Annotated in this window: 10 protein-coding genes and 1 pseudogene; 9 read left to right on the plus strand and 2 right to left on the minus strand. The window is 60.4% G+C overall.

Annotation, left to right across the window (positions count from 1 at the left end; all coding sequences use genetic code 11):
- Positions 1-196: 196 nt before the first annotated feature.
- Both def and BW994_RS00745 read left to right on the plus strand, forming a co-directional pair.
- A complete protein-coding gene (gene def, locus BW994_RS00740) occupies positions 197-757 on the plus strand; it encodes a peptide deformylase (RefSeq protein WP_029311460.1) in 561 nt (186 codons plus the stop codon).
- A gap of 28 nt (positions 758-785) precedes the next feature.
- Entirely contained in the window at positions 786-1,430 is a 645-nt protein-coding gene (locus BW994_RS00745) for a COQ9 family protein (protein ID WP_051657277.1), read from the plus strand.
- A gap of 225 nt (positions 1,431-1,655) precedes the next feature.
- On the opposite strand, the gene BW994_RS00750 is transcribed toward BW994_RS00745, so the two are convergent.
- Positions 1,656-2,852, minus strand: a complete 1,197-nt coding sequence (locus BW994_RS00750; RefSeq protein WP_029311458.1) for a UbiH/UbiF/VisC/COQ6 family ubiquinone biosynthesis hydroxylase — start codon at positions 2,850-2,852, stop codon at positions 1,656-1,658.
- Positions 2,853-3,147: 295 nt separating this feature from the next.
- Between BW994_RS00750 and BW994_RS00755 the strand changes: the two genes are divergently transcribed.
- The 6 genes from BW994_RS00755 (at position 3,148) to BW994_RS00780 (ending at position 12,161) form a co-directional block, all read left to right on the plus strand.
- Positions 3,148-4,503, plus strand: coding sequence for an ammonium transporter (locus BW994_RS00755; RefSeq protein ID WP_029311457.1), 1,356 nt, complete (start codon positions 3,148-3,150; stop codon positions 4,501-4,503).
- 132 nt (positions 4,504-4,635) lie between these two features.
- Positions 4,636-7,035, plus strand: coding sequence for a DNA translocase FtsK (locus tag BW994_RS00760; protein ID WP_029311456.1), 2,400 nt, complete (start codon positions 4,636-4,638; stop codon positions 7,033-7,035).
- Positions 7,036-7,063: 28 nt separating this feature from the next.
- Positions 7,064-7,426: a hypothetical protein gene (locus BW994_RS00765; protein WP_051657276.1), complete on the plus strand. Its 363-nt coding sequence runs from the start codon at positions 7,064-7,066 to the stop codon at positions 7,424-7,426.
- Between the two features lie 35 nt (positions 7,427-7,461).
- Positions 7,462-8,376 carry a class I fructose-bisphosphate aldolase gene (locus tag BW994_RS00770; RefSeq protein ID WP_029311454.1) on the plus strand — a complete coding sequence of 305 codons (915 nt, stop codon included), beginning with the start codon at positions 7,462-7,464 and terminating at the stop codon, positions 8,374-8,376.
- Positions 8,373-8,990: a thiamine phosphate synthase gene (gene thiE, locus BW994_RS00775; RefSeq protein ID WP_029311453.1), complete on the plus strand. Its 618-nt coding sequence runs from the start codon at positions 8,373-8,375 to the stop codon at positions 8,988-8,990. Before BW994_RS00770 ends, thiE begins: the two co-directional genes overlap by 4 nt.
- Before the next feature lie 147 nt (positions 8,991-9,137).
- On the plus strand, positions 9,138-12,161 hold the full coding sequence (locus BW994_RS00780; RefSeq protein ID WP_217696421.1) for a glycosyltransferase family 2 protein: 3,024 nt from the start codon (positions 9,138-9,140) through the stop codon (positions 12,159-12,161).
- Between the two features lie 288 nt (positions 12,162-12,449).
- Here BW994_RS00780 and BW994_RS20340 read toward each other — a convergent pair whose 3' ends face one another.
- Positions 12,450-12,575: a hypothetical protein gene (locus tag BW994_RS20340; protein WP_281174435.1), complete on the minus strand. Its 126-nt coding sequence runs from the start codon at positions 12,573-12,575 to the stop codon at positions 12,450-12,452.
- On the opposite strand from BW994_RS20340, the pseudogene BW994_RS19510 reads away from it, so the two are divergent.
- A pseudogene (locus BW994_RS19510) lies at positions 12,574-12,764 on the plus strand (hypothetical protein); the annotation flags it as partial. The gene BW994_RS20340 and the pseudogene BW994_RS19510 overlap by 2 nt on opposite strands.

The raw sequence follows: 12,764 nt of genomic DNA on the forward strand, positions 1-12,764 counted from the left end.
GGTGATAGACGATTGGTAAAAAACAAGAAAAAGCCGCGCCATGGCAAGCGCAGCCGACGAACGGGCCGATCTGGATTCGGCTCATGCGCAGCGGTATACCAAAAATCCCAGCTTTGCCAACCTCAACGCCCCGAAATTCACCCGATTTCGCGCAGGGCCAGTTTGCGAAACGCGCCAACTGCGCCATTTGTGCATCATGGCGATCCTCAAACTGGCCCGCATGGGCCACCCCGTTCTGCTCACCCGCGCCGATCCGGTGGCTGACCCCACCGCGCCGGAAATCCGCCGCCTGCTCGCCGATATGATCGAAACCCTCGACGATGCCGGCGGCGTCGGCCTCGCAGCACCGCAGGTTCACGTGCCCCTCCGCCTGTTCATCTATAAAGTGCCGGAACGCCGGGTCTCAACCATCGAAGGCGATGAGCCCCGCGGCCTCAGCGCCGTCATCAACCCTGAACTCACCCTGCTCGACGGCGATCCGGTCGAAGATTGGGAAGGTTGCCTCTCCATTCCCGGCATGACCGCGCTGATCCCCCGCGCCGCGCGCCTCATCCTCACCGGCACCGATGCCAGCGGTGCCAAATTCACCCGCCAAGCCGCCGGCTTCCACGCCCGCGTCATCCAGCACGAGGCCGACCATCTCGACGGCATCCTCTACCCCACCCGCATGACCGACCTGCGCATGATCGGCTTTACCGACGAAATCACCAAATTCCGCGAGGATATCCTGGCGGCCCACCACAATCCCACCCTTTGACCCCGACCCAGCCCCGGAGATCGACCCGATGAACCCGTGCGACACCATGCTGGCGGACGACGAAGCAATCATCCGCGCCCTGCTGAACGAAGTGCCGTTCGACGGCTGGACCCGCACCGCCCTGCGCCGCGCCCTCGCCGCCTGCAACCGCGACCCCGACGATGCCGCCTTCCTCTTCCCCGGCGGCGCCGCCGACATGATCGAAGCCTGGGCCTGCCTCGCCGATCGCGACATGGAGGCCGCAGCCCTCGCCGCCGACCTCGCCGCCTACCGCACCCCCGCCCGCGTCCGCGCCATCATCTCCCTCCGCTTCGAACAAAACCGCCCGCACCGCGAAGCCATCGGCCGCGCCGTCGCCGTGCTCGCCCTGCCCCATAACGCCAAACGCGCCGCCACCATCACCGCCCGCACCGTCGATGCCATCTGGCACGCCGCCGGCGATCGCTCCGCCGACTTCGCCTGGTACACGAAACGCACCCTGCTCGCCGGCGTCTACACCAGCACCCTGCTGTTCTGGCTGCGCGATCTGTCCGAGTCCGATGAAGATACCATTGCCTTCCTCGACCGCCGCCTCGATAACGTCGCCACCATCGGCAAAACCCGCAAAGCCATCACCTCCAAACTCCGCCCGCCACGCCCATGGTTCATGAAGACCAGGGGGGATCGGGCGTGAGAACGGGGAAAATAAGGAAGGCCAGGGGGCTCTGCCCCCTGGACCCCCGTTAAAGGCGGAGCCTTTAAAATCCACTAGTTTTAGGCAAGGGGAGGGCGCTGCCTCGGTAGTTCCGCTGATCTGGCCTGGACAGCCCTCCCCTTGCCTAAAACTAAAGGGTTCTAAGGGCTGCGCCCTTAGCGGGGTCCAGGGGCGGAGCCCCTGGCCTTCCTTACTTCCTCATCCTCACCCCCGACCCCCAAGTCCCATGGCCGTGCGCATGAAGGCGCGTTTGAGGCGTGGCATGCGGTTGACGGCGGCGAGGCCGAGGTCGCGGGCGAGGCGGATGGGGGGTGAGTTGGTGGAGAACAGGCGGTCGAGTGTATCGGTGGCGGCGAGCATCATCAGGTTATCGGGGCGGCGGGCTTGTTGGTAGCGGGCGAGCAGTGCGGGTGATCCGGGGTCATCGGTGGTGGCGAGCAGGCGGGTGAGGGCGATTGCGTCGCGCAGGCCGAGGTTGAGGCCTTGTCCGGCGATCGGGTGGATGCCGTGGGCGGAGTCACCGACCAGGGCGAGGCGGGTGGCGAAGTAGCGGTGGGCGTGCAGGGCGGAGAGTGGGTAGGTCCAGCGTTTGCCGACCAGGCGGATGGTGCCGAGGTGGCTGCCCAGGCGGCGGGCGACTTCGGTGGTGAAGCGGGCATCGTCCATGGTGGCGAGGCGTTGGGCGATGGCGTGGGATTCGGTGAACACGATGGCGGAGATATGGGCATTGTCGGCATCGGTCATCGGCAGTTGGGCGAAGGGGCCGCCGGGCAGGAAATGTTCGAGGGCGACGTTGCCGTGTGGCCGTTCGTGGCTGATGGCGCAGACGACGGCGCTTTGGCGGTAGGCGAAGCGGGTGACGGCGATGCCGGCTTCGGCGCGCAGGCTGCTCATTTTCCCATCGGCCGCGATCACAAGGCGTGCGCGATAGGTACCGGCACCGCTGACCGCGACTGTCGCATGATCATCGTGCCGGGTGACGTGTGCCGTGGCGGGGGCGTGCAGAACGATGTTGGACTCCGCGAGGCGACGGTTGATCGCCATGCGCAGGGCGCGGGCTTCGACGATCCAGCCGAACGGGTCATTGCCGACGTCGCGATGGTCGAAGTGCAGGAACATGGGTGAGGCGGGCCGGCCGGGTTTGCCGTCGGAGACCCGGATTTGTTCGATCGGGCAGGGGGCGAAGGGCAGGGCGTCCCACAATCCGGCGTCATCGAGCAGCGTGCGCGATCCGGCGGCGATGGCGTAGGCCCGGCCGTCGAAATCCGGATGTTCCATCGGCGGCAGGGCGGCGCGGTCGACCAGCAGGACCGAGCGTCCCGTGTCGGCAAGCGCGAGGGCGAGGGCGGCACCGACCGGCCCGGCGCCGATGATGGCGATATCGACTTGATTCTTCGTCATTCCCCGTATGTCGCACGTCTTGCGTAACGTGCAAGTTCCAAGACTGACCGCACGGTCTCGTGATAACCGCCGACATTGCGGCGCGATTGCCGGTTGATTGACCAGTAATCTGCTTAATTCGTGATCAATGTCGCGTCCGATGTAAAAATTGGATGAAGCTTTCGTAAGCGCCGGGTCCGCATGAAATGTTTGGCATGAATTCTGCATGGTATTGCATGAACGGCGCCTGGGCGTCGTCGTGCGGCTGCGTCCGCGGCCGTTAATGATCGCTGGGAAGCATGGAGACGAATAGACAATGGCACTGATACCCTCCCCCGCCTGGCTCGATACCGGAGACAACGCCTGGCAGATGACGTCGGGCGTGTTGGTCGGTCTGATGAGCATTCCGGGCCTTGCCGCGCTGTATGGCGGCGTGGTCAAGAAAAAATGGGCGATCAATTCCGCCTTCATGGTGTTCTATGCCTTCGCCGCCGTCCTCATCGTGTGGGTGCTCTGGGCCTACAACATGAGTTTCGGGCCGCATTGGCTGCATGTCGGCAAGGATTACTTCCTCGGCATTCCACACCCAACCACCTCGGCCGCCGATCTGGAAAAGCAGGCGATCATTCCGGATGCCGCAGGCGGCATGCCGCCGCTGGCCTTCCCGATGTCCACCATGGTCTGGTTCCAGTTCGTCTTCGCCGCCATCACGGTGATCATTCTGGCCGGTGCGGTGCTCGGCCGCATGAGCTTCAAGGCGTGGATGATTTTCGTGCCGCTGTGGATGACCTTCATCTACACGATCGGCGCCTTCTCGCTCTGGGGCGGCGGCTGGCTCGGCCAGTTGGGCGTGGTCGACTATTCGGGCGGCTATGTCATTCATTTGACCGCGGCAGCCTCGGGCTACACGGCGGCGGCGGTGATCGGTCCGCGTCTGGCGCGCGATCGTGAAAGCTTCCACCCCAACTCGCTGCTGATCACCTTGATCGGTGCGGGTCTGCTCTGGCTCGGCTGGTCCGGCTTCAACGGCGGTGACCCGTATTTCGCCAATATGGATGCCTCGGCCGCGGTGCTGAACACCAACGTCACAACCGCCGCCGCCCTGCTGACCTGGCTCGCCCTCGATGTCATGTCGTTCGGCCTGCCTTCGGTGCTCGGTGCGGTCAACGGCATGATCTGCGGCCTGGTCGCGATTACGCCGGCAGCCGGCTACATCAACGGCACCGAGGCCATCGTGCTCGGCATCGTCGCCTCGCTGGTGCCCTGGTTCACCTGGAACAAGCTCGGCAAAATGGCGTTCATGCGCAAGGTCGATGACACGTTGGGCGTCATTCACACCCACGGCGTGGCCGCGCTGATCGGCGGCATCGGCACCGGTATCCTCGCGAACCCGCACATGATCGAGTATATCGGCACGCAAAAGGACAGCAACGTCAACGTGACAGGCTGGCTCTATGGCAATTTCCATCAGGTCCTGCTGCAAATCTATGGTGCCGCCTACATCATCGTCATCAACGTGATCGGCACCTTCATCCTGCTTAAGCTGATCGGGTTGGTGGTGCCGCTGCGGATGGACGAAGAAATGCTGAAAATGGGCGACGAAGCCGCCCATGGCGAAGAAGCCTACGCGATCTACGCCGATGGCCAGAAAGTCCCGGTGATGGGCGACTGATCAGGCGCGCGCCACCCCGATCGACGGCAGCGGCCGGGTGCTTTCGAGCGCCCGGCCGTTTTGCTTTGTGGAATCAGGTGGATTTGGGTTATAGTTCATACCCAACCTGCATAGCCGGAGCCCAATCACCCGATGTCCGCGACCACCGACTCCCGACGGTTTCTCTCCCCCGCGCTGAAAGCGCGGTTTGCCCGGCATCTCGCCGAAATCGCGGCGTTGGTTTCAGTGCTGGCCGGGCTGATCCTGCTGGTGGCGCTGGCCTCCTATCACCCCGGCGATGCTTCGCTCGATACCGCATCGAGCCTGCCGCCGCAGAATCTGGCTGGCAATTTCGGTGCCACGCTTGCCGATTTTCTGCTGCAAGGCTTCGGCGTGATCGCGGCCCTGCCGGGCCTGGTGCTGCTGGCCTGGGCATTTCTACTCGTCAATCATGGCCGTGTGTCACGCTGGCGGCTGCGGATCGCGGCGACGCTGCTTGCCATGCCGGCGCTGGCCGCCGCGTTGGGTGCCGCGCTTGCCATCGATCCAGCGATGATGACGCACTGGCCGGTCCCCGCCGGCCTCGGTGGCGTTGCGGGTGAACTGATCGGCGGTTTCGGCACCGCGGCCGGGCGTTCGATGCTCGGGGTAATCGGCCGCGGGCTCGCGCTGGGCGTTGCCGCGGTGATCGGCCTTGGTTGCGCGCTGTACGCCCTCGGGCTCAGCCCCGGCGAGTGGCGGGCAGCCGGGCGGCGCGCGCGCGATGCTGCGGTGGTTTCCGCCCGGCAGAGCGGCCGCGCGGTGCGCGGCGCGCGCGGCGGCATGGGCGCGGTATCGTCCTGGCTCGCGCCGGTGCTGAGCACCCCGCCAATGATCGATCCGTTCGAAATCGACGACGAAGCCGGTATCCGCCTGCCGCATGCCGATGGCACAGCGATCGAGCACGCGAAAGCCGATCATCCCGGTCTCGCCGCACCAGTCCGGCTGACCCGTCCGGCACAAGCGAAAAAACTCCCACCCAAACAGGAACGTCTGCCCCTGCCGGACACCGGCTGGCGCCTGCCGCCGCTCGAACTGCTCGCCGCCGCCCCGCCGCGCGCGGCAACGGGCCCCTCGGCCGAGGCGCTGCAAGCCAACGCCCGCCTGCTCGAAACCGTGCTCGGCGATTACGGCGTGCAGGGCCGCATCGTCGAAATCCGCCCCGGCCCCGTCGTCACGCTCTACGAACTCGAACCCGCCCCCGGCATCCGCTCCGCCCGCGTCATCGGCCTCGCGGACGACATCGCCCGCAGCCTCTCCGTCCTCGCCGTCCGCATCGCCACCGTCTCCGGCCGCAACGTCATCGGCATCGAGGTCCCGAACGCCAAGCGCGAAACCGTCTATCTCTCTGAACTGATGGACATGGCCGATTGGGGCAGCGGCGCCGGCAAACTCTCGATCGCGCTGGGCAAGGACATCGGCGGCAAACCCGTCATCGCCGATCTCGCCCGCATGCCCCATCTGCTGATCGCCGGCACCACCGGCTCGGGCAAATCGGTCGGCATCAACGCCATGATCCTGTCGCTGCTCTACCGGCTCTCGCCCGAGCAATGCCGCATCATCATGATCGACCCGAAAATGCTCGAGCTTTCGGTCTACGAAGGCATCCCCCACCTCCTCGCCCCGGTCGTCACCGAACCGGCCAAGGCGGTCGCCGCCCTCAAATGGGTGGTCCGCGAAATGGAACGCCGCTACCGCGCCATGAGCGGCCTCTCGGTCCGCAACATCGGCGGCTACAACGACCGCGTGAACGATGCCCTGGCCAAGGGCGAGGTCGTCACCCGCCGGGTCCAGACCGGTTTCGACTCCGAAACCGGCCGCCCCACCTTCGAAGATCAGCCGCTCGCCCTCGAACCGCTCCCCCTCATCGTCGTCGTCATCGACGAAATGGCCGACCTCATGATGGTCGCCGGCAAGGAAATCGAAGCCGCGGTCCAGCGCCTCGCCCAAATGGCCCGCGCCGCCGGCATCCATGTCATCATGGCCACCCAGCGCCCCTCGGTCGATGTCATCACCGGCACCATCAAGGCCAATTTCCCCACCCGCATCAGCTTCCAGGTGATCAGCAAGTTCGACAGCCGCACCATCCTCGGCGAACAGGGCTCCGAACAGCTGCTCGGCATGGGGGACATGCTCTACATGGCCGGCGGCGGCCGCATCACCCGCGTCCACGGCCCCTTCGTGTCGGACCGCGAGGTCGAAGACGTGGTCGCCTACCTGCGCGAACAAGGCGAGCCCGACTATCTCGATGCGGTGACCGAAGCGACCGAGGACGATGCACCGAACATGCCCGGCCTCGCCGCCGCCGAAGCCGGCGAGGGCGGGTTGTATCAGCAGGCGGTCTCGCTGGTCGCGCGCGAGGGCAAGGCGAGCACCAGCTTCGTGCAGCGCCACCTCCAAATCGGCTACAACCGCGCTGCCAAGCTGATCGAACAAATGGAAAAAGAAGGCGTGGTCGGGCCGGCCAACCATGTCGGCAAGCGCGAGGTCCTGATCGAGAGCACGCGCGATTAGCGGCGCGACGCTGCCGCCCGCGGTCATCGTGCACGACCGCCCGCAGATTGCCGCCCTCATGGCGCTGGGGCGGCCGGTCACCTTGTTATCGGCGCCGGGATTTGCGGTTTATGGCGGGTGCTTCTGGTGGCAGGCGATGGTGGCGGGGTATCAGGCGGCGAGCCTGCTCGACTGCGCCGATGCCGGCGGCCGCGCGCTGGAGGCGCTGCGGCTAGGGCTGCCGGGCGTGATTCTGGGCCGGTCAGCGCCGAATTTCGCGCGCATCGCCCTGATCGCGGCAGAGTGTGGCGCGCTCCTGCTTGATACCGCGCCACCGGCGCTCGACTTAGCGGTTCGAGGTGCCGACCGGCGCCTGGCGGGGTGGCTTGGTGGCGCGGCTGAAACCGGCTAGGTCAGGTCCGCCTTGCACAATCACAGGAGATGATCATGCGCGTCACCCAACGGGTCAAAAAAATTCTCGACTGGTACGAAAGCGACAACCCCGGCAGCAAGGGCAATCTTGCGCGCATCCTGATGCAGGGCAAGCTCGGCGGGACCGGCAAAATGGTGATCCTGCCGGTCGATCAGGGGTTCGAGCATGGGCCGGCGCGCAGTTTTTCGGCGAATCCGCCCGCCTATGACCCGCATTATCATTTCCAATTGGCGCTCGATGCCGGGTTATCGGCCTACGCCGCGCCGCTCGGAATGCTCGAAGCGGCTTCCGGCAGCTACGCCGGCGCCATCCCAACCATTCTGAAACTCAATTCATCCAATTCGCTGGCGACCGAGAAGGACCAGGCGGTGACCGGCTCGGTGTCGGACGCGCTGCGGCTGGGCTGTGCGGCGATCGGTTTCACGATCTATCCGGGTTCGGAATACCAGTTCAAGCTGATGGAACAATTCCGCGAATTGGCGGAGGAGGCCAAATCGGTCGGGCTGGCGGTGGTGCTGTGGTCCTATCCGCGCGGCCCGCTGCTCGATAAGGCGGGCGAAACCGCCGTCGATATCTGCGCCTATGCGGCGCATATGGCGGCACTGCTGGGGGCGCACATCATCAAGGTGAAACCGCCGACCGCGCATATCGGGCTGGAGGCGGCAAAGAAGGCCTACGAAAAAATCGATATCTCGACGATGGAAAAGCGGATCGAGCATGTCGTGCAATCCTGCTTCGCCGGGCGGCGGCTGGTGGTGTTTTCGGGCGGTGAGGCGTCGGATTCGGCGAGCCTGCTCGAGACCATCAAGGGCGTGCACGCCGGTGGCGGATCGGGCTCGATCGTCGGGCGCAATTCCTTCACCCGGCCGCGCGATGAGGCGCTGGCGCTGCTGTCGCAGATCATCGCGATCTATCAGGGCAAGGCTTGAGCGCACTCTATCTGATTTCGCCGCCGCGCATCGGGCCGGACTTCGCCGATGCGCTGGCGGCGGCGTTGGATGCCGGCGCGGTTTCGGCGTTTCAACTGCGGCTGAAGGATGCGGCGGAGGACGATATCTGCCGCGCGGTCGCGGCGCTGATGCCGGTGGTGCAGGCGCGCGATGTCGCTTTCATTCTGAACGACCGGGCCGATCTCGCGGTGCGGCTGGGGTGCGATGGCGCGCATCTGGGCCAGGAGGATCTGCCCAAGGGCGGGGTGAAGGCAGCGCGGGCATTGCTGCGGAATGCGAGCCTGGGCGTGACCTGCCATGATTCGCGGCATCTCGCGATGGAAGCGGCGGAGGCCGGGGCCGATTACGTGGCGTTCGGCGCGTTTTTCCCGACCGCGACCAAGGATGCCAAAAGCCACGCCGAGATCGAGATTCTCGCATGGTGGTCGAGCATCATGGAGGTGCCGTGTGTCGCGATCGGCGGGATCGATGCGGGGAATTGCGCGCAGTTGGTTGAGGCTGGGGCGGATTTTCTGGCGGTGATCGGTGCGGTATGGCATCATCCGGATGGGTCTGCGGCGGGGGTGCGGGCGATGTTGGCTGCGATGGGGTGACAACATATTCAATAAAATAACTATCGTTGTTTCACGTGAAACAAAGGCATCAAGGCGGGCCTAGTTACGCAGTGGCCAAAATCTTTCCTAGTAAAAAATAAACGTCATGAATTATCTTTTAGACGGATGGTATGACTTCGAAACTTCTTGGATGAGTCAATGAATTCAACAATGGCCGGATCATGGCGGGACCAGCTTGCGGAACTCGATGCCGAGGGACGAACCGAGGATGCGTTGGATGTTTTGCGACGCGCGGCGTTTGAGCGACCCGATGATGCCGACCTTGGGTTCATGGTTGGAGAGCGTCTCAAAAAGAGTGGTCATTTGAGAGATGCGGCCGTTGTGTTCGCCTTGGTATCCAGCCTGGACAATGAACACATGCGTTTCCGCGCACTCCTCGAACGTGCGGAATGCTTACGCTTGACCGGCGACTATTCTGGAGCAAGCGCGGACATCTCGCGCGCGATGTTGATCGACCCGGGAAGCCATTGGCCTGTGGTCGCAATGGCCGAGGTGTATTCATCTGCCGGCCGCGACGGTGAACGGCTGGAATTTATTGAGCGTCACTATGACGCCTTGCGTCCAGACGGAAAAGCGGAACTAGCGCGCTATGCATCCGGCATGCAGGCATATTGGCGGTTTGAGGCCACGCGAGGTACGCCAGGATGGGGACCGATGGCTCCTGAGCGGGTACCTGCGTTGGAAAAGGCTGGGATAATTCTTCTGGTAAAAGACGAGGCGGATATTATCGGTCAAAATTTAGTGCACCACTATCAACTAGGCTTCCGTTGCTTCTGTCTTATAAATAATATGAGTACCGATGGTACAAAAGAAAAAATAGAAGATTTTAGAGAGCGTCATCTAGATGCTTTTGTTTTGCTTGTAGACGATCCGGTAGCGGGGCATTATCAGTCGAAAAAAATGATGATGTACGCCGATGTGTTTGTGAAACATGCGGCTCTAGTTGGTTGCAATATCGCTTGGGTTTTTTTAATCGATGCAGATGAATTCATCGCGGCAGAAAATACGTATTCAATGCAGGCGGCTATTGAGAAATTTGAAGGATATTTGAACAATTACGAAAATAAAATTATTGTATTTCATTGGATTCACTGCGCGTCTTCTCTTCCTAAAGATGTATTTGATGATAAAACTAATCCTTTTGAAACCTTTAATAAATATACATCAAGGCTCTTACCTGTTGTTCCTAAAATCTCATATCGATCCGATAGTGATCTTGCAATTATGGAAGGAAATCATTTTGTCAGGTCAATAACCTGTCCATTAAATGCCGTCATAACGGCTGCTCTGGGCGGATGGTACATATGGCACTTTTCGCTTCGCTCCCGAGATCATGTTCGAAAAAAGATTATCAATGGAGGTCGTGCGTTTGAAGGGACTGTAGGTCTCGAAAGTCACGGCGAGCATTGGCGGGAAAGATACTCGCTTTATCAAAAATACGGCGAAGCAATCGTGAGTCAGGTTCTGCAGAATCATATTGATAGCATATTAAAATTGGACGACGTAAACGATACAGATTCTAGCACGGGTGCCGTATCTGATCTCGATTCCAGAACTAGTAGCAGCAACCAATTAATTTTATCTGTTGAGCAAGATCGGCATTTACTCAATATTCGAGGGAACTTGAATGATTGGGAAGCGCAGATAGCTGAAGCGCGCAATCATGCTGAGCGGACCGAAAATAAGGTCGAGGCAGTCAGACGGCTCGCATGGTTGCAGGCTGCGGGCGGTTTGCTTGATGAGGCTGAGGCAACATTACTGGCCAGTGCTGAGATGTTTGGCGATCGAGGAAATGCATTTTACTCGATCGCTGCACTGCGGCTGGCTCAGGGTGACCCAGCGGGCATGTTGATGTTTTTCGACCGTGCCCTCTCTAACTGTGATGTCTCTGAGAAGAAACGTGCTGAGATTGAAGATTTGAAAAAATCATTTGATGACAATCGTTTTTTCATGCCGTTTATTCTCGATTCCGTCGGCGTAGATCCATTTTCTCATGATTTCCTTTGCTTTGTTGGACCGCAGAAGGTGTCTGCCGCCGAGCGTCCGACCTATTCGCGTTTCATGGAACATGCGCTCCCTGTCATTGGATTGATCTCGGGCGCAGCGATAAATATTCTTGAGCGCGATCATGCATTGAACGGCGCGAGTTATTGGTATCACTTACATTTAGGACACCATCATTGGCTCAACGGCGATCGCGCGAAGACGGATTTTCATTATGGCTGTGCGCGTTTAGAGAGCCTTTCACATAAAATCATGCCAACTCATTTCAATGCGGGCGTTCTAACATGGCTGGATTCTCGCTCGGTTAATGCTTTGGCAGTCGAACCGGCCGTCGATTTCGTGGGCGTTGATGGGTGGCGCTGGTGTGCGCCAAGCGATGAGTTGGCCCCCCCGCAACTGACAATCGTGGTTGGTTGTGACTCCGGATATTTCGCGTATTTTCCGAAGTTGTTGCTGTCGCTGATAAAGACCGTAATGCACTCTGCCGTAAAGAATGTAACATTGTTGCACATTCACTTCGCTGAGCCAGATCGCGCACAGCTTGAATTTCTGGAGAAATGGTCAAAACGCCTCAATCATGCTGGCTCTAATTTGCACCTTTCGTATGCTTTCGGCTCATTGAAATATGCTGAGCCGGGCATTTTTACTTGCCTTCGATTTTTAGCATTACCGGAATTATTTTCTCGCTATAATGCTGATACGATTATAATTGACATTGACGACATCATCTCGGCTGATTTTTTTGAGAAGGTTGACGGTCTGAGGGCAGCCGATCTGGCATTGCGCATGCACAATTTCGATGAGTCGCAGCGCCAGATAGCTGGCGAGCCGTGGTCTATCAACGCCAGTCAGATGTATGTTGCGGCGAACGAGATAGGGAAATTATACAGTAAAATTCTGAAAAACTTTATCTCGGTAGCCTACGATCCAAGCCTACCAACAAACTGGACAATAGATCAAAATGCTGTTGGTCAAGCGTTTGACTATTGTCGGAAAAAATATTCGAAAATAAATGTAATTAATTTAGTAGAATATGGTTCAATTACTGTGATGCCCCACAATATTGGTGGTAAAGAAGCGTTATTTAATTTTCATGGAGCTGTTACTATTTATAATTTTGAGGAATTTTTGAAAGAAGTTTCGTAGAAAACTAATTTTGACGCAAAGTTATTTATATATAATACCAACCGCCCTAACGCGTAACCTGTGCCCAATCTCTAGCCCGAATTATGCACGAAGGCGGGCGAGCATAGCATAAACCGTTGATATGATGTGGGAAGTGGGTGTCGAATCCATCCCACGCCACGACGGACCGCCATGCTCGCCTCGGTTGCAAATACGCCAATTCTCCCTTGTCGGTCACCTGTCGCCGGCAAGTCGATCGAGGCCCGGTTCGACGCCGATCTGCTTTCCTCCGATGGGGGATTGCTGGGGTTACGCGCCATCGAGCACCCGCGCAGTCGCGCCTCCCATAAATGTTTCCAAAACTAACTTTTTCTCTTTCTCACCCCCCACCCGCCATGGTTTAACCATACCCATGATCTCGAACGCGCCTTTCATGCCTGCCGATCCGTCCGAGCGCTTCGCGGTGATCTTCCGCGCCCTGCAACGCTCCGTGGCCGACAACGGCTACCGCCTCAAAATCCACGGCCCCCTCCTCGTCCTGATCTGGAACTACCTCAGCCGGCAGATCGCCCGCTTCGCCAAAATCGCCGCCAAACCCCCGCAATCCCCGCGCATCCGCGCCAA

This window comes from Acidiphilium rubrum (genome assembly GCF_900156265.1).
GTDB classification, from domain to species: Bacteria; Pseudomonadota; Alphaproteobacteria; order Acetobacterales; family Acetobacteraceae; genus Acidiphilium; species Acidiphilium rubrum.

Bases quoted from the DNA above. Each gene is read 5' to 3' on its own strand.
- def (WP_029311460.1), top strand. From the start codon at position 197: ATGGCGATCCTCAAACTGGCCCGCATGGGCCACCCCGTTCTGCTCACC.
- BW994_RS20340 (WP_281174435.1), bottom strand. From the start codon at position 12,575: ATGAAAGGCGCGTTCGAGATCATGGGTATGGTTAAACCATGGCGGGTG.
- BW994_RS00745 (WP_051657277.1), top strand. From the start codon at position 786: ATGAACCCGTGCGACACCATGCTGGCGGACGACGAAGCAATCATCCGC.
- BW994_RS00770 (WP_029311454.1), top strand. From the start codon at position 7,462: ATGCGCGTCACCCAACGGGTCAAAAAAATTCTCGACTGGTACGAAAGC.
- BW994_RS00755 (WP_029311457.1), top strand. From the start codon at position 3,148: ATGGCACTGATACCCTCCCCCGCCTGGCTCGATACCGGAGACAACGCC.
- BW994_RS00760 (WP_029311456.1), top strand. From the start codon at position 4,636: ATGTCCGCGACCACCGACTCCCGACGGTTTCTCTCCCCCGCGCTGAAA.
- BW994_RS00750 (WP_029311458.1), bottom strand. From the start codon at position 2,852: ATGACGAAGAATCAAGTCGATATCGCCATCATCGGCGCCGGGCCGGTC.